The sequence below is a fragment of the Pseudoalteromonas sp. SIMBA_162 genome (assembly GCF_046535955.1).
Lineage (GTDB): Bacteria > Pseudomonadota > Gammaproteobacteria > Enterobacterales > Alteromonadaceae > Pseudoalteromonas > Pseudoalteromonas marina.
In genome coordinates, this window is the sequence record NZ_JAWJBQ010000023.1 from 35563 (window position 1) to 57348 (window position 21786).

Annotated in this window: 23 protein-coding genes; 16 read left to right on the forward strand and 7 right to left on the reverse strand. The window is 40.7% G+C overall.

The features are described 5' to 3' along the window. Nucleotides 1–2: 2 nt before the first annotated feature. Entirely contained in the window at nt 3–2162 is a 2160-nt protein-coding gene (gene fadB / locus R0J88_RS15615; protein ID WP_410900378.1) for a fatty acid oxidation complex subunit alpha FadB, read from the reverse strand. A 192-nt stretch (nt 2163–2354) separates the two neighbouring features. On the opposite strand from fadB, the gene R0J88_RS15620 reads away from it, so the two are divergent. The 8 genes from R0J88_RS15620 to R0J88_RS15655 all read left to right on the forward strand — a co-directional run bounded on the left by R0J88_RS15620 (nt 2355) and on the right by R0J88_RS15655 (nt 9922). Then, the gene (locus R0J88_RS15620) at nt 2355–4241 is read left to right on the forward strand and encodes a transglycosylase SLT domain-containing protein (protein WP_410900379.1); all 1887 of its coding nucleotides are present in this window, start codon (nt 2355–2357) and stop codon (nt 4239–4241) included. A gap of 116 nt (nt 4242–4357) precedes the next feature. Next, nucleotides 4358–5680 carry a Xaa-Pro dipeptidase gene (pepQ, locus tag R0J88_RS15625; RefSeq protein WP_039038509.1) on the forward strand — a complete coding sequence of 441 codons (1323 nt, stop codon included), beginning with the start codon at nt 4358–4360 and terminating at the stop codon, nt 5678–5680. A 57-nt stretch (nt 5681–5737) separates the two neighbouring features. Then, nucleotides 5738–6352, forward strand: a complete 615-nt coding sequence (locus R0J88_RS15630; RefSeq protein ID WP_410900380.1) for a YigZ family protein — start codon at nt 5738–5740, stop codon at nt 6350–6352. A gap of 96 nt (nt 6353–6448) precedes the next feature. Next, nucleotides 6449–7900, forward strand: coding sequence for a TrkH family potassium uptake protein (locus tag R0J88_RS15635; protein WP_008130797.1), 1452 nt, complete (start codon nt 6449–6451; stop codon nt 7898–7900). A gap of 36 nt (nt 7901–7936) precedes the next feature. Continuing rightward, nucleotides 7937–8599 (forward strand): flagellar brake domain-containing protein, encoded by a 663-nt coding sequence (locus R0J88_RS15640; RefSeq protein WP_410900381.1) that lies wholly within the window; start codon nt 7937–7939, stop codon nt 8597–8599. A gap of 464 nt (nt 8600–9063) precedes the next feature. Continuing rightward, on the forward strand, nt 9064–9276 hold the full coding sequence (locus R0J88_RS15645; protein ID WP_410900382.1) for a calmodulin: 213 nt from the start codon (nt 9064–9066) through the stop codon (nt 9274–9276). A gap of 137 nt (nt 9277–9413) precedes the next feature. Beyond that, nucleotides 9414–9626: an EF-hand domain-containing protein gene (locus R0J88_RS15650; RefSeq protein WP_058405184.1), complete on the forward strand. Its 213-nt coding sequence runs from the start codon at nt 9414–9416 to the stop codon at nt 9624–9626. 80 nt (nt 9627–9706) lie between these two features. Beyond that, entirely contained in the window at nt 9707–9922 is a 216-nt protein-coding gene (locus tag R0J88_RS15655) for a calmodulin (protein WP_410900383.1), read from the forward strand. A 67-nt stretch (nt 9923–9989) separates the two neighbouring features. Here the strand turns inward: R0J88_RS15655 and trkA are convergent, their stop codons facing one another. From trkA to def, 4 genes are all read right to left on the reverse strand, one after another. After that, a complete protein-coding gene (gene trkA / locus R0J88_RS15660) occupies nt 9990–11366 on the reverse strand; it encodes a Trk system potassium transporter TrkA (protein WP_410900384.1) in 1377 nt (458 codons plus the stop codon). An 85-nt stretch (nt 11367–11451) separates the two neighbouring features. After that, a complete protein-coding gene (rsmB, locus tag R0J88_RS15665) occupies nt 11452–12747 on the reverse strand; it encodes a 16S rRNA (cytosine(967)-C(5))-methyltransferase RsmB (protein ID WP_410900385.1) in 1296 nt (431 codons plus the stop codon). Continuing rightward, nucleotides 12740–13693, reverse strand: a complete 954-nt coding sequence (gene fmt, locus R0J88_RS15670; protein WP_410900386.1) for a methionyl-tRNA formyltransferase — start codon at nt 13691–13693, stop codon at nt 12740–12742. The genes rsmB and fmt overlap by 8 nt, the downstream gene beginning before the upstream one ends. Before the next feature lie 21 nt (nt 13694–13714). Beyond that, nucleotides 13715–14221 carry a peptide deformylase gene (gene def, locus R0J88_RS15675; protein ID WP_006794002.1) on the reverse strand — a complete coding sequence of 169 codons (507 nt, stop codon included), beginning with the start codon at nt 14219–14221 and terminating at the stop codon, nt 13715–13717. 119 nt (nt 14222–14340) lie between these two features. On the opposite strand from def, the gene R0J88_RS15680 reads away from it, so the two are divergent. The 6 genes from R0J88_RS15680 to hemF all read left to right on the forward strand — a co-directional run bounded on the left by R0J88_RS15680 (nt 14341) and on the right by hemF (nt 19288). Next, nucleotides 14341–15462, forward strand: coding sequence for a LysM peptidoglycan-binding domain-containing protein (locus R0J88_RS15680; protein WP_410900387.1), 1122 nt, complete (start codon nt 14341–14343; stop codon nt 15460–15462). A 31-nt stretch (nt 15463–15493) separates the two neighbouring features. Next, nucleotides 15494–16585 carry a DNA-processing protein DprA gene (gene dprA / locus R0J88_RS15685; protein ID WP_410900388.1) on the forward strand — a complete coding sequence of 364 codons (1092 nt, stop codon included), beginning with the start codon at nt 15494–15496 and terminating at the stop codon, nt 16583–16585. A gap of 1 nt (nt 16586) precedes the next feature. Next, on the forward strand, nt 16587–17060 hold the full coding sequence (locus R0J88_RS15690) for a DUF494 family protein (protein ID WP_008130811.1): 474 nt from the start codon (nt 16587–16589) through the stop codon (nt 17058–17060). Nucleotides 17061–17178: 118 nt separating this feature from the next. Further along, the gene (locus R0J88_RS15695; RefSeq protein WP_008130812.1) at nt 17179–17748 is read left to right on the forward strand and encodes a type I DNA topoisomerase; all 570 of its coding nucleotides are present in this window, start codon (nt 17179–17181) and stop codon (nt 17746–17748) included. A gap of 24 nt (nt 17749–17772) precedes the next feature. Then, nucleotides 17773–18336 carry an L-threonylcarbamoyladenylate synthase gene (locus R0J88_RS15700; RefSeq protein WP_410900389.1) on the forward strand — a complete coding sequence of 188 codons (564 nt, stop codon included), beginning with the start codon at nt 17773–17775 and terminating at the stop codon, nt 18334–18336. Nucleotide 18337: 1 nt separating this feature from the next. Continuing rightward, nucleotides 18338–19288, forward strand: coding sequence for an oxygen-dependent coproporphyrinogen oxidase (gene hemF, locus R0J88_RS15705; protein ID WP_410900390.1), 951 nt, complete (start codon nt 18338–18340; stop codon nt 19286–19288). Nucleotides 19289–19328: 40 nt separating this feature from the next. Here hemF and R0J88_RS15710 read toward each other — a convergent pair whose 3' ends face one another. After that, nucleotides 19329–19766: a group II truncated hemoglobin gene (locus R0J88_RS15710; protein ID WP_410900391.1), complete on the reverse strand. Its 438-nt coding sequence runs from the start codon at nt 19764–19766 to the stop codon at nt 19329–19331. 53 nt (nt 19767–19819) lie between these two features. On the opposite strand from R0J88_RS15710, the gene aroE reads away from it, so the two are divergent. Both aroE and R0J88_RS15720 read left to right on the forward strand, forming a co-directional pair. After that, nucleotides 19820–20644, forward strand: coding sequence for a shikimate dehydrogenase (gene aroE, locus R0J88_RS15715; RefSeq protein WP_410900392.1), 825 nt, complete (start codon nt 19820–19822; stop codon nt 20642–20644). Next, on the forward strand, nt 20641–20901 hold the full coding sequence (locus R0J88_RS15720; protein ID WP_410900393.1) for a DUF1488 domain-containing protein: 261 nt from the start codon (nt 20641–20643) through the stop codon (nt 20899–20901). The genes aroE and R0J88_RS15720 overlap by 4 nt, the downstream gene beginning before the upstream one ends. Here R0J88_RS15720 and R0J88_RS15725 read toward each other — a convergent pair. Beyond that, nucleotides 20884–21420 carry a gamma carbonic anhydrase family protein gene (locus R0J88_RS15725; RefSeq protein ID WP_410900394.1) on the reverse strand — a complete coding sequence of 179 codons (537 nt, stop codon included), beginning with the start codon at nt 21418–21420 and terminating at the stop codon, nt 20884–20886. The genes R0J88_RS15720 and R0J88_RS15725 overlap by 18 nt on opposite strands. Nucleotides 21421–21786 lie beyond the last annotated feature (366 nt).

Below are 21786 nucleotides of genomic sequence, written 5' to 3' on the forward strand. Positions count from 1 at the left end.
TATTAACCTTCCACCTTATAGAAAACACGGCCTTCTTCAGCCCATTTGCGAGTTTGCTCTGATACTTGGTAAATCGCACCTAGGTGAGCGTATTTGTCTGCTGCTGCAACAAAGTTAGCTAAACCAGTTTGATCTAAGTAACGGAACGCGCCGCCTCTAAATGGAGGGAAACCAACGCCGTAAACAAGTGCCATGTCAGCTTCTTGTGGAGAAGCAACAATGCCTTCTTGTAAACAAAGAAGTACTTCGTTGATCATTGGAATCATACAACGGTCAATGATTTCTTGCTTATCGAATTCTTTCGGTGCATCAGTAATTGGCGCTAGTAGCTCAACGGCTGTTGCATCGCTTGATTTTTTAAGACGACCACGACGGTCTGTTTCGTACTTGTAAAAACCTGCTTTGTTCTTTTGACCAAAACGTTTTTCGTTAGCAAAAACAGTTACCGGATCTTTTTCTGCACGTTCCATACGCTCAGGGAAACCGTCAGCCATTACGCCAGTACAATGATAAGCCGTATCAATACCTACAACATCAAGTAGGTAAGCCGGACCCATAGGCCAGCCAAATACGTTTTCCATTACTTTATCTACTTTTGCAAAGTTAGCGCCTTCAACAACTAATTTGCTAAAGCCTGCAAAGTAAGGGAATAAAACACGGTTTACAAAAAAGCCTGGGCAATCGTTTACAACAATAGGAGACTTGCCAAGTTTAAGGGCGTAATCAACGACTGCGTTAATTGTTTTGTCTGACGTTTTTGCACCACGGATAATTTCTACTAATGGCATTTTTGGCACTGGGTTGAAAAAGTGCATACCACAGAAGTTTTCTGGTTTATCAAGTGCTTCAGCAAGTAGGTCAATACAGATAGTCGACGTATTTGATGTAAGTACAGTGCCTTCTGGCATGTTCTTTTCAAGGTCTGCTAATACTGCTTGCTTAACTTTAGGGTTTTCTACAACGGCTTCAACAATAATGTTAGCGTCTTGTAGGTCTGCATCGTTAAGTGTTGGCTTAATTTTGCTTAGTGTTGCCAACATTTTTTCCATTGGCATGTGGCCACGCTTAACTTTTGCACCTAATAATTTAGACGCTTCACCCATACCTAAATCAAGCGCATCTTGTTGGATGTCTTTCATTATGATTGGTGTGCCTTTATAAGCAGACTGATATGCAATACCGCCGCCCATAATACCCGCGCCTAATACTGCAGCTTGTTTGATTTCTACATCGCTGTGCTTAGCAAGTTTGCGTGCTTTACCTTTGATGAACTGGTCATTTAAGAAAATGCCCGTTTGCGCTGCAGCTTCGTTGGTACGCGCAAGTTTTGCAAAGTTAGCATTTTCGATTGCCATTGCTTCATCGCGAGTACAGTTTGCCGCTGCTTTAATAGTACGCACTGCCATAACCGGAGCAGGATAGTGGCCTTTGGTTTTACCCATTACCATACCTTCTGCCATAGCAAAGCTCATACCTTGCTCAACACGGTTTAATTTAAGTGGCTGTAGTTTTGCGTTGCGTTTTGCTTGCCAATCTAGCTTGCCTGCAATCGCTAACTCAAGTGTTGCTACACTTGACTCTAAAAGTTTGTCAGCACTAACTACTGCGTCAAACGCACCTACTTTAAGGGCGTCAGCTGCGCGGTTTTCAGCGCCAGAGGTGATCCACATCATGGCGTTATCTGCGCCAATGATACGTGGTAAGCGCACTGTGCCACCAAAACCAGGCATTATGCCAAGTTTAACTTCTGGTAGGCCCATTTTAGCGCTTTCGCTTGCAACACGATAATCGGTAGCAAGTGCCCACTCACATCCGCCGCCAAGTGCTAAGCCGTTTACAACGCTTAGAGTTGGGAATGGAAGATCTTCAATTGCATCAAAAACGTCAGTTGCGTTTTTGATCCACACGACTAAATCTTCTTCAGGTTTAGTAAATGTAGGTAAAAATTCGAAGATGTCGGCGCCAATAATAAAGTGGTCTTTATCACTGGTAAAAACCATGCCTTTGATATCAGAATTAGCAGCTAATTCTTTTAATGCTGCTGCACAATCTGAAAGAGTTTTTTGAGATAATGTGTTTACAGAACCTGCAACACAAAACTTAAACTCGGCGATGTTTTCCTTTAGGAAGCTAACTTCAAAGGAATCGCTTTTATATAACATTTTATTCTCCCTAGTTGACGAACTAAGACTGGTACGATGAGTTTGCATTTCAATCAGTGTGCTTGCTTTGAGTAGAAAATGCAACGAAAAATTTAACTCGGTTACAAACGACTGGTTAAAATATAGCTGGTTTGGTGCTAAGGTGGTGAAAAAGCTTTTATTCACTACTTTAATTTTTTATTAAAGGACATTATGAAAAAACAATTATTTAGTTTTGCGGCAGCTGCTTTTATTTTTCCTCTTTATTCTGCCGAGGCTAGCATCGATAACGACGCATTTTTAGATGCTGAAAAAAAAGTACGCAACGCAAGTTACCGCGAGTTTAAAAACGTAGTTAATAACCTAAACCACCCACTAAAACCGTATGTAGAAAAAACATACTGGCAACGAAACCCGAGCATAAAATATCAAGCAGAAATAGAAGATTACTTAAATATATATCAGCATACGCCACTTGAATGGCCCGTTCGTAAAGTATGGCTGGAGTATCTTGAAAAAAATAATAGAAAAGCGGCGTATATTCGTAATTACCGCGACACGAGCAACGCTGAATACACCTGTACATATTTGGGTTATCAATTAGATTTAGGCGCCCCAGAAAAAGCCATTTTAAATCAGGTGACGGATTTATGGACGGTGGGAAAGTCACAACCTAAGGAGTGCGATTCGTTATTCTCGTACTGGCGCAAAAAAGGCTATATGAATGCCGATACTGTATGGCAACGAATTACACTTGCCGCGCAAGGCGGAACGCAAAGCCTACTACCTTATTTAAAAACACTTTTACCAAAAAATGAGCGTTACCTTGCTGACTTATATTTAAAAGTTCGCCGCGACCCAAGCGCTGCGGCGGGGTTATATCGCTATAAAAATAAATCGCCTAAAGAGGGTGAAATTGCACTTTATGGTGTTAAGCGTCTAATTTGGCGCGACAAAGAACTAGCGCTGCGCGCATGGGAAAAAATAGAGCGTATGTTTAACTACAGCGATAAAGAAAAGGCAGATTTATACTACACCTTTGCTTTATCACTTGCTTCTAGCGGGCATAAGCAAGCCAGTTTTTGGTTAAACAAAGTGCCAAAAGAGCGCCAAGACAACAAATTAATGCAATGGCAGCTTGGTAACATGCTTAAAACCCAAGATTGGGCAGGTATTGCTGCGTTTTTTACAGGCAAAGAAAATCTTAGCTTAGGTCAGCAATATTGGCTTGCGTATAGTTATGCAGAACGCGGTGACGATCAAACAGCTAAAAAAATGTGGCAAAGTATTGCGACTAACCGAGACTACTACGGTTTTTTAGCCGCTGCGCGTTTAGGTTTGCCGATTGATCTAAATAATCAACCAAAAGTGGTTAGTGAGCAATTAATTGCAAAGGTGAGTAATGCCCCTGGTTTTAAACGTTCAAAAGCATTATATGAGTTAGATCGTGTTACTTCAGCGAGACGTGAATGGAATTACTTAACAAACACTTCAAATGAAGAAGAAAAGCTTGCAGCCTCTGTTTTATCTACCAATTTGGGGTGGCACGACAGCACGATATTCACACTCGCTAAAATAAAAGCCTGGGATAATGTTGAACAACGTTTTCCATTTGCTTTTCAAGACATATTTGAGCGCTACAGCAAGCGTAATAAAATAGATGTAGCTTGGAGTATTGCTATTGCAAGGCGTGAAAGCTCATTTGCTCCTGACGCGCGATCAAGTGCTAATGCACGAGGTTTAATGCAATTGCTGCCAAGTACCGCTAAGTATGTAAATAAAGGCAGTGTGTCTAATAGTCGATTATATCAACCTAAAACAAATATTAGGTTAGGTACCAGTTATTTACGTTACTTGAAAAAGAAAAACCATGGTAACGAAATACTTGCTACAGCATCTTATAACGCAGGCTACCATCGTATAAAACGTTGGGTGCCTGATGATGCAATGCCAGCAGAGTTATGGATAGAGCTTATTCCGTATAGAGAAACACGCGATTATGTCAAAAATGTATTTGCTTACAGGCAGGTATATCATACTCGTATGGGCCGAGAGGGTAATTTACTGGCTCCTATACTGGAAATGAAAATAGGCGGTTAGTAAACATAAGTTTAAATAAGGGGGATTGTGCTCACAGTGGGCCATCCCCCTTTTTTGAGCGTAATAGCTATAAGTGGTAGACTCAAAGCAAGTTAAATTTAACAGATGGATTAACAATGGATAAATTAGCCGTTTTATACGCCGAACATATTGCAACACTGCAGCAGCGTACTCGTACAATTTGCGAAAGCGAAGGGTTAGAAGGATTAGTTATTCACTCTGGCCAAGCAAAGCGCCAATTTTTAGACGACATGTATTACCCGTTTAAAGTTAATCCTCACTTTAAAGCTTGGTTACCTGTTATTGATAATCCACATTGCTGGATTGTTGTTAATGGTAGCGACAAACCTAAGCTTATTTTTTATCGTCCTGTTGATTTTTGGCATAAAGTACCTGACGAACCACGTGATTTTTGGGCTGAGTATTTTGATATAGAACTATTGTTACAACCCGATCAGGTTGAAAAGCTACTTCCTTATGACAAAGCAAAGTACGCTTACATGGGCGAATACATAGAAGTAGCTCAAGCACTTGGCTTTAGCATAATGAACCCAGAGCCCGTGCTTAACTATTTACACTTTAATAGAGCATACAAAACGCAGTATGAACTTGAGTGTTTACGTAATGCTAACCGCATAGCGGTTGATGGCCATAAAGCTGCACGCGACACTTTTTTTAATGGTGGTAGTGAGTTTGATATTCAACAAGCGTACCTTATGGCTACACGCCAAAGCGAAAACGAAATGCCGTATGGCAATATAGTGGCGCTTAACGAAAACTGCGCTATTTTGCATTACACTCATTTTGAGCCAAACGCACCGCAAACGCATAACTCATTTTTAATTGATGCTGGCGCAAACTTTAACGGCTACGCCGCAGATATAACGCGTACTTATGACTTCAAAAAGCAGGGTGAATTTGCTGAGCTAGTTAATACAATGACGACGACGCAAATCGAATTAGGCAAAGGATTAAAGCCAGGTATGCTTTACGGCGACTTACATGTTGAGTGTCATAACCGCATAGCGCAAATTCTTAGCGACTTTAATATAGTTAACTTACCGGCTGCAGATATTGTAGAGCGTAAAATTACCTCTACTTTCTTTCCGCATGGTTTAGGGCATCACCTTGGTTTACAAGTACACGACGTGGGCGGCTTTATGAGTGACGATAAAGGTACACATCAAGCATCTCCAGAAGGACACCCATTTTTACGTTGTACACGTATGATAGAGAAAAATCAGGTGTTTACTATTGAACCTGGTTTGTACTTTATTGATTCGTTGTTAGGTGATTTAGCGCAAACCGACAACAAGCAATACATCAACTGGGATAAGGTTGAAGCGTTTAAACCTTATGGCGGTATTCGTATTGAAGATAACATTATTGTGCACGATGATAGTTTAGAAAATATGACGCGCGACTTACACTTAGATTAAGTGATAAGTTAGCAAGAGAAGGGGCCTAATGGCCCCATTTTTTTGGTTAAGTAAAATATGTCAGAATATAAATACCCAGCCGGTGCTGTGTTTCACCAAGAAGAAATTAAAAAAAGCACGTTTATTGTGCATATTGCACACACTCCAGATTTAGCCGCAGCTAAAGCTTTTATTAAAAGTATTGAAGATAAATACAGCGATGCTCGGCATAATTGTTGGGCCCATGTGGCAGGTAACCCCGGTGGCAGCCACGTGTATGGTTTTTCAGATGATGGTGAGCCAAATGGTACGGCCGGTAAACCAATGTTAAATGTGCTGGTGGGATCAGGGCTAGGTGAAGTTACTGCCGTGGTGACCCGGTATTTTGGAGGGATTAAACTTGGAACTGGCGGGTTAGTGCGTGCTTATGGTGGATCGTTAAATAATGCATTAGCCAAATTAGACACCGTACTTAAAGTTCCAAGTGTTGAGCTACTTGGCAGCAGTGAATACAGCATGCAAGGCGCAATTGAGCAGCTACTTAAAACGCACTACCAAGTGCTAAACATTGAAAAGCAATTTACTGCTAATATTGATTGGGTGATCACCATTGATAGCCGCCAAGCACAGCAAGCAATTAAAGATATTTTTGATTTAAGTCACGGCGCAGTTGAGTTAACCATTAAAGAGTAATAACCTACACAAGTTGCATGTAATGCATATTCATTCTATTTAACCAGGCTAATGCAGTTGAGCCTGAATTTACTAATAATAAAAGCGATTAGCTAAATGCAATTTCGTACCATCATAAAAATTCTTGGGCAACTTGTTGCGCTGTTTAGTATTACCATGGTGCCACCTGCTGTGGTGTCTTTAATTTATAAAGATGGTGGTGGTGTTCCTTTTGTTTTAGCGTTTATTTTCAGTATTATTATTGGCTTAATAGCGTATTACCCAAACCGACATGAAAACGGGGATTTGAAAGCCCGCGAAGGCTTTTTAATTGTGGTTTTGTTTTGGTTGGTACTGGGGGCATTCGCATCCTTGCCTCTTATCTTTTTACAAGAGCCTAATTTATCCCTTGCTGATGCGGTGTTTGAAGCCTTTTCGGGTTTAACAACGACAGGAGCTACGGTGCTGACGGGGATTGAATATTTACCCAAGTCAGTGCTGTTTTATCGCCAGCAATTACAGTGGTTTGGCGGTATGGGGATCATTGTATTAGCTGTTGCAATATTGCCCATGCTAGGTGTTGGTGGAATGCAGTTGTATCGTGCTGAAATCCCCGGCCCAGTAAAAGACTCAAAAATGACCCCTCGCATAGCCGATACCGCAAAGCATCTTTGGTATATTTATGTGTCGTTAACCATTGCCTGTATGTTGGCGTATTGGGCGGCAGGAATGGACTGGTTTGATGCCATTTGTCATGCATTTTCTACCGTCGCCATTGGTGGGTTTTCGACTTATGATGCTTCTATGGGCCATTTCGACAGCCCGGTTATTAACTTTATTTGTGTATTCTTTTTAATCATTGCCGCTATTAACTTCTCCTTGCACTATGCGGCGGTGGCAAGCCGGAATGTGCAGGTCTACATTCGCGACCCCGAGTTTAAAGTATTTTTATGCATTCAATTAGCGCTGGTGGTTATTTGTTTCACTGTGTTGTCGTCGAACGAGATATACGCCAATGGTGATGAAACCCTTGACCAAGCACTATTTCAAGCGGTATCAATGAGTACAACGGCGGGTTTTGCTACCGATAACTTTTCAACATGGCCGCTGTTTTTACCTATTTTATTAATATTTTCGAGCTTTATTGGTGGCTGTGCAGGGTCTACCGGGGGCGGTATGAAAGTGGTACGCGTGTTTTTACTTTACCTGCAAGGCGTACGTGAGCTAAACCGCTTAGTACATCCTCGTGCTATTTATTCAATCAAACTTGGCCGTAAAGCATTGCCTGATAAGGTTGTAGAGGCTGTGTGGGGGTTCTTCTCTGCCTATGCCTTAGTATTTATTATTATTATGCTGGCGCTTATGGGTACGGGAATGGATAATATAACGGCGTTTTCGGCTACGGCGGCGTGTTTAAATAACTTAGGCCCAGGGTTGGGTGATGTTGCCTCGCATTATGGTGCAATAACCGACGGCGCTAAATGGTTGCTGACTATTGCAATGGTATTTGGCCGACTAGAAATTTTTACTTTGCTTGTGTTATTTACGCCTACGTTTTGGCGCGGATAAAACACAACGTTTTACTACTATGTTTATGGAATGGATATGCCAGCAACGCATGCAGACAAATTAAATAATATACCGGTTGGTAGTTTAGTTGACTTAGAAATATTAACACCCACTAGCAGTAAGCGCGTGAAAACAGAAATGGTAGGCTTGCTTGATGAAAAGTTTATTATTTTAAACTTTCCTACAGCTAAACGTTTACCGGGCGCAAATGATTACTTACGAGATGGCGTCACCGTCGTTGTAAGAGCATTAATAGAAGGTGACGATGGACAAATAATTGCGTTTAGACAGCAAATTAAATCTATTGCATCTCACCCCGTTAGGCTGATTTTTATAAACTACCCCAAGCAAGTTCAGCTATTTAGTTTACGTTCGCAAACCCGTATTCCAACTCTATTGCCTGCAAAACTTAAACTCAGTGATGACAAGGTACTCGATGGTGTTATAAAAGATATTTCGCTAACGGGGGCTATGTTTGATGTAAAAACTGACGCAGATCTAGAAAGCATCAAAGACTCACAATGCACTATGGTATTAGGTAGTAATAGCAAAGGCTTTGAAGGCGAAGTGTGCAGCGTGAAAGATCATAATGCAGGCGTGCGTTGCGGTATTAAGTTATTAGCCAGTAAAGAAGAGATGAAAGCTTTTATGAAAGAGCACTTTATTGACCCCGCTATGATAGAACTCGATGCTGATTAGGTTTTAATGTCGCTATTTTGCAACAAAATAGCGACTTTTTACTTTATGAACGAAAATAAATTATCAGCCTTTAAATTATTATTTTTTATTAAATAAAAACAGAGATATAGCATTCAAATTTTTTATATTTTATTTTATTTTTACACCTTGTTCAGTTTAAAACTTCCTGATCAATACCTAACACATCCTTAACTATTCAAGTTGCCTGGCTTTGTGGTTTTTTATATGAAACCTAACTAACTGATTTTTATTAACTTACCAATTTTAACTAAACCTGCGTTGCTAAATAGCTACAAAAATAATGCTTAAATTTGCACTTTTTTCAGTATTTAACACGTAAGGTACTGAAAAATATTAATTAATAAATATTGGCATTTAAGTTGTAATAGTCTGGTTGTACTAATCGAAAAACGTGATTAACAGTAAGTACCAATCACTCACATACAACTTGAAGGATACATACTATGAAACGCATTAATAAAACATTAGCACTGATCGCACTCGCTTCTTCGTCAGCCGCTTTTGCAGGCTCTGACTTTAATACACTCGATGTAGACGGCAATGGCGCAATTAGCCAAGCTGAGGCATCGGTTGATGCAAAATTAATGAGCATGTTTTCAGAGCTCGATACTGACCAAAACGATGAGTTATCAAAAGAAGAGTTTTCAAAAGCTTAATTAAATAAAAAGCATCCTGAGTTGCCAAAGACAACCTAAGTAGGCAAGGGAGCCTTCGAAAAAGGATAACAAGGAAGTGAAGCTATTTTACGAGTTAATTAGGTTATTTTTTAAATAAAATTTTGAAGGATTAAGTCATGAAACATTTAAACAAAGCATTAGCACTTATTGCATTAGCGTCTTCTTCAGCAGCATTTGCAGCATCAGATTTTGACAGTTTAGATACCGACGGCAGTGGTGCAATTAGCCCAAGCGAAGCGGCAATAGACACTGATTTAATGGCTGAGTTTACAGAGCTAGATACAGATGGTAACGGTGAGCTGTCTAAAGACGAGTTTGCAAAATTTTAAAGTTAACCGGTATTGGTTTAGCTATTTTTCACAGACAGGGATCTTAGAAAAGGATTTCTCATTTTACTAGGAACATCACTATGAAAACATTAAATACAACACTTGCGGTTTTAGCTTTAGCATCTTCTTCAGCAGCTTATGCAGCGGTAGACTTTGCATCGTTTGATAGCAACAGTGACGGTGTTATCAGCATGGAAGAAGCTCAAGTAAACTCACAACTAGTGAAAATTTTTAAAGATTTAGACACAGATGGAAATGGTGAGCTTTCTAAAGAAGAATTTGCCAAAGTACAGTAGCATTGATAAGCCCCAATCATACTCCACTAAAGCCGCCATGTTCAGCGGCTTTTTTGTGTTTGATGCGTTATAAAAATATAGCACTTACTTGGAAGAGCTTTTCTACTACGTTGATATGTTTTTTATCAATTAAAAACATAATCACGTGATCGCCCGACATAATAATGGTGTCGTCGTGTGCAATGAGTACATCGTCGTTACGCACAATGGCCCCAATAGTTGTCCCTGCAGGTAGTTTTATATCGGCAATTGCACGGCCAACTACTTTGGAGGTATTTTCATCGCCATGAGCAACTGCTTCAATAGCCTCTGCAGCCCCTTTACGCAATGAATACACGTTAACAATATCACCTCGACGTACATGGGTTAACAATGCAGAAATTGTTGCCTGTTGCGGCGATATGGCAATGTCTATTTCGCCACCTTGTACTAGGTCTACATACGCACCACGTTGAATAAGCACCATGGTTTTTTGCGCGCCCATGCGTTTGGCAAGCATGGCCGACATAATATTGGCTTCATCGTCGTTGGTAACGGCAATAAACACATCCACTTGTTCGATATGTTCTTCAGAAAGAAGTTCTTGATCGGAGGCGTCGCCACAAAATACTACCGTATTGTCGAGCATTTCTGAAAGCTGTTCAGCACGTTCTTTACTGCGCTCTATTAGCTTAACGGTGTGATTTTTTTCAAGAGAGCGAGCAAGGCCTGCACCAATGTTACCACCACCGGCAATCATTATTTTTTTGTATGAACGCTCAAGCTTCTGCAGTTCGTTCATTACGGCGCGTATATGTTTGGTTGCTGCGATGAAGAATACTTCATCGTCGGCTTCAATAACGGTTGTACCGAGCGGTTTAATGGCTTTGCCTTGACGGTAAATAGCTGCAACGCGAGTTTCTACATTGGGTATATGCTCTTTTAATGCAGATAAGGCATAGCCTACTAATAAACCACCGTAATAGGCTTTTACTGCAACTAGCGAGAGCATACCATCGGCAAACTGCAATACTTGCAAGGCGCCAGGGTAGTCAATTAAGCGGCGTATATACTTAGTGACTAACGCTTCTGGGGCAATGTAATGATCGATTGGTAAATCATCGTTTTGGAAAAGTTTTTCACGGTATTTTAAATACTGCTCAGAGCGAATTCGGGCAATTTTAGTGGGTGTATTAAAAATACTATACGCCACTTGGCACGCCACCATGTTTACTTCATCTGAGCTGGTTACCGCAATAATCATATCTGCATCCTCTGCACCGGCGCGACGCAATACATCAGGGTGAGCACTGTGCCCCATTACACCTTGGAGGTCATATTTATCTTGCAGTTCGCGTATACGGTTACCGTCAATGTCTACTACGGTAATTTCGTTTTGTTCGCCTACTAAGTTTTCAGCTAGCGTGGCGCCAACCTGTCCAGCACCGAGTATGATTATTTTCATTATTTACCAGTGTATTAAGTAGTAATAAAAAGCCATTTTTAAATTTAAAAATGGCTTGTTGTACGCGTTATTAAGCCCTATTTAACTAGGCTTTTTTAACCATTTTAGCGTAATAAAAACCATCACTTTCATCCGGAAGTAGCTGTAAACCTGGTGTGGTGAGGGTGTCTTTATCATGCAGTGGAATATGCTCTACGTCATCGTTATTAGCTAAAAATTTAGCAACTTGTTGTTGGTTTTCTTTTGGAAGAACCGAACATGTTGCATATACCAATGTACCACCAGGCTTGAGTAGAGGCCAAATGCTATTGAGTATATCACCTTGTAGTGCGGCTAAGTCTTCAATGTCGGATGCACGACGTAGCCATTTTATATCAGGGTGGCGACGAATAACGCCGGTTGCTGAACAAGGCACGTCTAATAAAATACGATCGAACTGTTCATCGTCCCACCATGTGTGCGGTTGCGATGCATCACCACATTGTAGGTCGGCACCTAAACCTATTCGGGTTAAGTTTTGCTTTACGCGTTCAAGGCGAGTGGCATCGCTATCAAGTGCAAGTACGTCGGCGTCGGCAAGCTCTAATATATGGCATGTTTTACCGCCAGGTGCTGCACAGGCATCTAAAATAACATCATCATCTTTTGGCTCTAAAAATCGAGCAGCTAACTGCGCTGCTGCATCTTGCACTGAGCAAGCACCCGTATCAAACTCAGGAAGTGAAAAAACATCACGCGGCTTGGCAAGTTTAATCCCGTCTATAAAGTCTGGGTTTAATGTATGTTCTATATCGTTAGCCGTTAGCATATCGCTATATTCTTGCGTGCTAAATTGTGATTGGTTTACACGTAACCACATTGGCGCTTGTTGCTGGTTTTCTTCAAGTATGGCTTCCCAGTTTTCTGGATAGGCTTCTTTTACCTGTTTAATAAACCAATTAGGGTGGTTGTACAAACACACTGGAATAAGCTTTGCTTTTTCTTCAAGCTCTGCTTGCTGGCGTTGAAAGCTACGTAAAATAGCATTTATTAACCCTTTTAATCCTAGTGCGCGCATTTGACCCAGTGCATTTACGGTCTCGCTAATTGCTGCATGCGGTGGAACGCGCATGTGCTGCAATTGATAAATACCTACGTAGAGTAAAAACTGAAAAATTCTACGTTTACCTTTTAGTGGGCTTTCTACTAAATGTTGGCAGTAGTTTTCAAGGCTAGGTAAGTAGCGTAATACGCCATAACAAATTTGCTGTAACAGTGCTTTGTCTTTTGGTGGTAAACCTTGGCTTGCAAATGGTAGTTCTTGATTAAGCGAAGCGCCTTTATCAACCACGTTATATAAAGTCTCAGCGGCTAGCGCTCGTACGTTTTGTACTTTATTCATTATTTTCGCCTAATAGTGTGCCAGGGCTAACCCAGTCACTGCGACCATTTAAAAAGTCGCTAATTGCCATTGGTTTTTTACCTTGCGGTTGTAACTGAGTAATACTTAAAGCGTGTTCACCACAGGCAACCACAACACCATTTTTATCACTTGCTAAAATTTCGCCTGGCTTACCTGATTGATCAACTACTTTCGCTTGGTATATTTTTACGGTTTGTTCGCCCATTTGGGTAAAACACACTGGCCAAGGATTAAAAGAGCGAATATTACGTTCTATTTGCACGGCGCTCATAGACCAATCTATATTTGCTTCTTCTTTAGAGAGCTTTTTAGCGTAGTTAGCTAGCTCATCATTTTGAGGCTCAGGGGTAATGTCACCATTAGCTAGCTTATTAACGGTGTCGATTAATGCACTAGGACCTAACTCTGCTAGTTTGTTATATAAACTGGCACTGGTTTCTGTATCACTAATAGGGCAGCGGCTAATATGCAGCATGTCGCCGGTATCTAAGCCTTCATCCATTTGCATTATGGTTACGCCCGTTTCCTCGTCACCTGCCCAAATTGCACGTTGAATAGGCGCAGCACCACGCCAGCGAGGTAGTATAGAACCATGCACGTTTAAGCAGCCTAAGCGTGGCGCATTTAAAATAGCTTTGGGTAAAATTAAGCCATAGGCCACCACAATCATTATGTCGGCATTTAAGGCGGTGAGCTCTGCAAGTGCCTCATCATTTTTTAATGACTGAGGCTGAAAAACAGGCAAGTCATTTTCTAGTGCTAGCGCTTTGACTTCGCTCGCTTTTAATTTTTTACCACGACCTGCAGGGCGATCTGGTTGGCTATATACGCCCACAATTTCATGTTCGCTATTTATTAGCGCTTGTAAATGGCGTGCGGCAAAATCCGGCGTACCGGCAAATATTATGCGTAATGGTTGGATCACTGAGTTTTCCTAAGGTACTGATTACTGTGCTGCAAACTTGGCTTCTTTTTCAAGCTTTTTACGGATACGTTGGCGCTTTAATGGAGATAAGTAATCAATAAATAGCTTGCCTTGTAGGTGGTCTAGTTCGTGTTGAATACAAATAGCTAATAGCTCATCTGCGTCTAACACAAATTCTTCACCGTTTTCGTTTAGTGCAGCCACTGTGACTGTTTCAGCTCGGTCTACTTTTGCGTACGAGTTAGGTACTGATAAACAGCCTTCTTCGCTAATCGTTGACCCATCTTTTTTAATAATTTGCGGGTTAATTAATACCAGCGGTTCGTCACGCTCTTCAGATACATCAATAACCACAATACGCTGGTGGATATTTACTTGCGTTGCGGCTAAACCAATGCCATTTTCGTCGTACATGGTTTCGAGCATATCTTTTACAATTTGGCGAACTTGGTCGTCAACGTCTGCAACATCTTTTGCTATTGTACGTAAACGCTCATCTGGAAATCTTAAAACTTCTAACCTAGCCATTAGTTACCTTTTTCACTTGTGCTTAATTTAGGGTATTGTATGCTCTTATTTTAGCCATTCACGTTCACCTTTAACAGGTTTTGAGCAATAATAATGAAAAAACAATACAAGGAAGCTCAATGAAATTTCCGTTAGTTGCAATCATACTGGCACTAAGCACCTCTTTTGGGGCGATTGCTGACGTGCTAAAAATAAAAAAAGATGCACCAAAACAGTATGTTGTAAAAAAAGGTGATACGTTGTGGGATATATCTGGCATTTATTTAGATGAGCCATGGTTGTGGCCAGAACTATGGCAAATGAACCCGCAAATTGATAACCCTCACCTAATTTATCCGGGTGATGCATTGGCACTTATATACGATGCAGACGGAAATCCACGTTTAGTTATTAATAAAGCGTATCGAAAGCTGTCTCCTCAAGGACGTATTACGCCAAAAGGGTTAAATGCAATTACCACTTTACCTTTGCAAATGATTAAACCTTACTTAAGTTACGAGCAAGCGATTAACAGCGACGATATAAAAAATATGCCGTATGTGTTAGGTGCTAACGAAAACACAAAAACACAAACTTTGGGCCATATTTTATATGTTAAAGGTGATCTTAAAGTACATGGCGCCTATGCGATTTACAACGAGGGTGAACCCTATGTTGATTTAAACACGGGCGAAGTATTAGCAACGCGTGCATCTTACGTTGGCATGGCGCGAGCGTTTAGAAGTGGCGATGAAAGTAACGGTGTGCCGTCGTCGTTACGAGTCGAATCAGTAAAACGAGAAATTAAACAAGGTGACTTTTTAATGCCAGCAATGGAAGGACAGCTATTGCCTGCGTATTTTGATATTCACCGCCCAAAAGAGCCTGTTAAAGGGCAAGTCATAGCATCACCTCGCCAAGTAAGAGAATTCAGCACGATGGATGTTGTAGTGCTAAACTTAGGCCGCGAGCAAAATATTGAACCAGGCCATGTTTTAGATTTAGAGCGTGAATCACCTACGGTTATTGATGGCCCTCGTGGTCCTCGTTACCCAGAGGATTCAAGTAAATTTGAAAAACTGTTATCTGATGCAAGTCAGTTATTTAGTGATAAAGCTGACGAAGATAATACAACATGGAAAATGCCTAAAGAAAAAGTAGGCGAGTTAATTGTATTCAAAGTGTATGACAAAGTAAGTTATGCATTAATAACAAAAAACCAGCACCCAATTCGCGTTGGAGATATTGCAGTTATTCATTAAGAAGTAGCGAGTCGGTGCTCTAGGAGAGAGCATGGATCAGTCATCAGGCAAGTTAGCTCACTGGCTTGCCTTTTATATGTGTAAGGGATTAGGTACAAAAACCTTATTGGCCCTATCTAAACACCACCCACTTGAGTCATTGTTTGACTTACCCCACGCTAAATTACTCGAGTTAGGCTTAACCGCTAACCAGGCCAGTAATTTACTCAGAACAGACTGGCAGCAAGTACAGCATTATGAAGAACGCATTACACAGCATTGTATAGAGGTAATTTGTTTTTTTGATGCACGTTACCCAGATTCATTAAAGCAGATAGCTAGCGCACCTTTATTGCTTTTTTGTAAGGGCGATGTGTCTTTACTTTCTAGCTCGCAAATAGCTATTGTTGGTAGCCGTAACGCCACCCCAACAGGGCTTGAAATAGCCTCAGAGTTTGCATACGAATTAACGAAGGCAGGTATTACCGTTACATCGGGCATGGCCAGAGGAATAGATGGTGCTGCGCACAAAGGTGCACTAGCTGGATCTGGTAAAACCATTGCAGTATTAGGCACGGGCGTTGATATTTATTATCCTAAACGTCATAAACTGTTAACCGAACAAGTGCTCAATAGTGGTTTATTAATCAGTGAATTTTTACCCGGTACTGCCGCTAACGCGCATAACTTTCCTCGTCGAAATAGAATTATTTCGGGCTTATCTTTAGGTGTTTTAATTGTTGAAGCTGAAATTAAAAGTGGCTCATTAATTACGGTGCGTTATGCGCTTGAACAAAATAAAGAGGTGTTTGCAGTGCCGGGCTCTATTAAAAACCCGCTTGCACAAGCCAGCCATTTTTTAATTAAGCAAGGGGCTAAACTTGTTGAAAATGTGACTGATATTTTAGATGAAGTGAGCTTTTCTTATCAAAGCGGTCTATATAGTAAAGAAGAGACGCTGCAGCAAAGTAGTGATTGCGAAGTATTAAATAGCATTGGGTTTGAGGTAACAACCGTTGACGATATTGTACGCCGAGTTCAATGGCCAATAGATAAAGTACTGGCAAGGTTGCTTGATTTAGAGTTAGACGATCAAATTGAACGCATTTTAGATGGTTATATTAGGCTTAGCGTAGGAAGGTAGCATGTTCGATATTCTTATGTATCTATTTGAAAATTACATTCATAGCGAAGCTGACATTTTTGCTGAGCAAAATGAATTAACCGACGAGTTAGTTCGCGCAGGCTTTAATAAACCAGAAATATTTAAAGCCTTAAATTGGCTAGAACAGTTAGCCGATTTACAACACAGCGATGAATCTCCTTATTTAATCGCTAACCCAGGGCGCGCTATTCGTATATTTACAGAAAGCGAATGCGATATGCTAAACGTTGAGTGTCGTGGATTTTTAATGTTTGTTGAGCAAATTGGGGTTATCAACAGTATTACCCGTGAAATGGTTATGGATAAGCTTGCAGCACTCGATAAGCCAGCGATTAGCTTAGATGATTTAAAGTGGATAGTGCTTATGGTGTTATTTAATGTCCCCGGCTCTGAAGAGGCATACGAGCAAATGGAAGACTTAATTTTTGATGAGCCCACCGAGTTATTGCATTAATACCTTATGAATTTATTTATATCACCCAAATTACTAGAGATGAAGCGCATAGCATAGCTTGTATCTTTAATTGGTTTGGGTATATTAGGCGAAAATTCACTTACCTCTTAGGAACACCATGAGTAAAATCGACCATTCGCTTTTCTCGGCAAATAAGCACGCCTTAGAAAAAGAATACGAAGTATGCCCACAGTGTGGTTCAGAGTTAGTGATCCGCAACAGTAAGTCAGGCCCTTTTTTGGGGTGTGCAAGTTACCCTCAATGTGACTTTATTAGGCCATTAGTACACCACGAAAGTAACGAAATAAAAGTACTTGAAGATTCCTCTTGCCCTCAATGCAGCAAACCGCTGGTGGTTAAAAATGGCCGTTATGGTATGTTTATTGGTTGTACGGGGTACCCTGATTGCCATTATATTGCAAACGACAACGAGCAAAAGGAACAAGAGGCTACGTTACCAGCATGCCCAAAATGCAAAAAAGGCCACTTAGTTGCTCGCAGTAATAAGTTTGGTAAAGTATTTTACTCATGCGACAGCTACCCAAGCTGTAAATACACGCTTAATAATAAACCTGTAGAGCAGCCATGCCCTAAATGTGATTGGCCCATCGTCATAGAAAGACACATGGCAAATGGTACACTACTGCAATGCCCGCAAAAAAGTTGCATGCATAAGCTTACTCAATAACGTTTAATATTTTTGGAGACCACCTTGTCAGAACGTTCAAATACGCCTTCAGCACTTACATGCTTAAATGAAGGCGAAGTTATTGTTTATCCAACAGAGGCTGTGTTCGGCTTAGGATGTGACCCCGATAATCAGCATGCTGTTGAAAAGTTATTGGCAATTAAGCAGCGACCAGTTGAAAAGGGCCTTATTTTAATTGCTGATAATTATGGGCAATTATTAAAGTATGTTGATGATGCAAAAGTACCTATGGACAAACGTGCAGATATATTTTCTAGTTGGCCGGCTGCTATTACGTGGGTTATGCCAGCGGCAAAAAGCACACCAAAATGGTTAACAGGGCAGTTTGATACTATTGCGGTTAGGGTAACAAATCACCCAACAGTTAAGCGCTTATGCCAAGAATTTGGAAAGCCACTGGTATCAACCAGCGCAAATTTAACAGGCCAAGAAACAGTAATAAGCATTGAGCAAGCAAAGGAGCAATTTGCTGATCAAGTTGGCTTCTATGTCGACGAGCCGTTAGGTGGAAACACACAACCCAGCACAATAAAAGATGCCATGACCGGTAAAGTATTTAGAGGGTAATATGCAAAGCGAATTATTAGAACAAGTAAAAGCCTACTTTATGGCTTTGCAAGATACCATTTGCCAAGGGCTAGAAGCTGCAGATGGCAGTGCTAAATTTGTCGAAGATAGCTGGCAAAGAGCTGAAGGCGGTGGTGGCCGTACTCGAGTAACTACTGATGGTAACGTAATTGAGCAGGGGGGCGTAAATTACTCTCATGTATTTGGCGCATCCATGCCAGGTTCTGCAACCGCCCATAGGCCAGAGCTTGCAGGGCGTAGTTTTCATGCTTGTGGGGTTTCACTTGTTATTCATCCCAAAAACCCGCACGTACCAACAAGTCATGCCAACGTACGCTTTTTTATTGCCGAAAAAGAGGGCGAAGAGCCTATTTGGTGGTTTGGCGGCGGATTTGATTTAACCCCTTTTTACCCGGTATTTGAAGATGTCCAGCATTGGCACCAAGTGGCACACGATATATGTGTGCCGTTTGGTAGTGATGTTTATTCAAAATACAAAACATGGTGCGATGAGTACTTTTACCTTAAACATCGTGATGAAACACGTGGGGTGGGGGGGTTATTTTTCGATGATTTAAATGAACTAGGCTTTGAGCAAAGCTTTACGTTTATGCAGTCAGTCGGCAATGGCTTTTTAGATGCCTATATTCCAATTATTGAACGTCGCAAAAACGATAAGTACTCTGAACAGCAACGTGACTTTCAGCTCTACCGCCGTGGTCGTTACGTTGAGTTTAACTTAGTGTGGGATAGAGGCACATTATTTGGATTGCAAAGTGGCGGGCGAACAGAATCTATTTTAATGTCCATGCCACCACTGGCTCGCTGGGAGTATAACTTTACACCAGCTGAAAACAGCCTTGAAGCAAACTTATATCAGTATTACTTGAGACCACAAGCATGGCTTTCAAGTAAACCAGAAGAGTTGATAGCCCGAGAGTGGCAAATATAAACAATAAAAAGACGCGAAAGCGTCTTTTTATTGTTTATGATTAATGTTGGTTAATCATGTGGCTTGCTAGCTGAGCAAATGAATTTTTAAGCCCTTCTCGAAGTAGTGGGTTGTCAATTTCAATATCAAGGGTTTTGTTCATACAATACATCCATTGATCCCGTAAGTTCTGGTCAATTAAAAATGGCATATGGCGTTTACGTAACATGGGCTGCCCATGATTTTGCTCAAATAGTGAAGGCCCACCTAACCAACCAGATAAAAACTCGAAAAAGACTTGGCGAATTCTATCTAATGGTTGAGGATGCATATCATATAACGCTTTAGCGTATTCATCTGAGGCCATAATGTCGTAGAATCGTTCGGAAATAGCGCGTGCACCTTTCTCTCCGCCAATGATTTCGTAAGGCGTTTTTTCAGGTGTAGGTGTCTGATCTACTTTCTTAGGCTTAGATTTAGAGAAAAGTCGTTTAATCATATTATTTATCATCGATTATAGGCAGCACTTAGCTGCAAAGAGGTTGTTTTAAAATGGACAAATATGCGGTTTTTGGAAATCCAATTAAACATTCAAAATCCCCCGCGATACATAAACAATTTGCTATCTCGCTAGGTGAGCAAATCGACTATCGCGCAATATTAGCACCTATCGACAGCTTTGAAAAAACAGTATCGACATTTTTTGAGCAAGGTGGAAAAGGTGCGAACGTTACCATGCCATTTAAAGAGCAGGCGTTTGCAATGGCTGATGAACTTACACCGCTCGCTAAAATAGTCGGTGCAGTTAATACACTTAAAAAAAGAGACGATGGTACATTATTAGGAGATAACACCGACGGCGTTGGTTTTGTAAATGACCTTCTTGCTAATAAAGTTATGATTAAAAATAAGCGTATTTTAATAATTGGTGCTGGTGGTGCTGCAAGGGGAGTAATATTGCCATTGCTTGAAAACAAACCCGCAGAAATTATTATTGTTAATCGTACCGCTCAAAAAGCAAAAGACTTAGCTCAGTTATTTGCTGAATACGGAAAAGTTTCAGGCTATGGGTTCGATGATTTACCAGTAAGCGATTACTCACTAATTGTAAACTCAACATCTAGCAGTATGAATAACGAATTACCAGCCTTAGGTAAAAAGCACTTAACATGCTGTGATGTTGCATACGATATGTTTTATTCACTGACAAACACTATTTTTATGAACTGGGTTGCAGAGCATAATAACAATACTAAGCTTTTAGATGGCAGTGGTATGTTGGTAGGGCAGGCAGCGCAAGCTTATTATGTTTGGCATAACAAAATGCCAGAAATTATCCCCGTGGTTAAAGCACTTAAACAAGGCTCACTAAAATGAACCAAGCTGTACAATTTATAGATAGACTCGAGTTTAGAGAGCCTTCCCACCAATTAGTGTTTTTTGCTCAAGTGAGTGGCATGCTGGTGGAGTGTGTTATTGCGATAAGTAAACTTAAACTCACGGATGAAAGTCACGCTACAGATTATTTTGAAAAATACCGTTTTGAATACGAAGAACGTGCCGAGCAACTAATAGAAGAAGAAAGTTATAACTCGGCAGGTCAAATTGAAGTGGAATTAGTTAGCTTCAGCTAGATATTCATCTTTTAATTGGACATAGTTATCTGCCGATATTTTTAAGAAAGCGAGCTCCTGCTCAGTCAATGGACGGGCTTGCTTTGCTGGACTTCCTACATACAAATAGCCTGATTCCAGGCGCTTATTTGGTGGTACCAACGAGCCCCCACCAATAATAACATCATCTTCTACAATTACATTATCCATGACAATCGCACCCATACCCACGAGTATACGGTTACCAAGTACGCACCCATGTAGCATCACTTTGTGACCAACCGTTACATCATCGCCTATTATAAGAGGGTAACCATCTGGATTGTTTTTAGTTGCACGCGATAAATGTAATACACTGCCATCTTGAATATTAGAGCGCTCACCAATACGAATATGGTTAACATCGCCGCGAGCAGCAACTAAAGGCCATACACTGCTATCATCGCCTATAGTAATATCACCGACTAATACAGACGACTCGTCTATATAAACAGACTTATTAAACGCAGGGGTAATTCCTTTATAAGAACGTATTGCCATATATGCACCTTTAAATTAAACATATTAAGTGTATTAGTGTAGCAGTAGTGCTTATTTCAGTGCCAGTAAAGCCTATATTGTTTATAAAACTATCAGTTTTAAGGGCTTTCGCTCATATACTGACCGAACAGTGTTTTATTTTAGTTTTTCTTTGAAAAAGTACTTGCGTAAAAATCTGTTCTCCCTATAATGCGACCCCACTGAGACGGCAGGCGCCAACGCATAGCGAGGCAAAAGTTAATCAGAGAGTTAAATAAAACTTTGGTTTTAAATCATCGTAAGAAAGTTTAAAACAAAGTATTGACTCGAAAAATAAAGGATGTATTATACGCATCCCTAGCGACAACGTCGCAACGTTCTTTAACA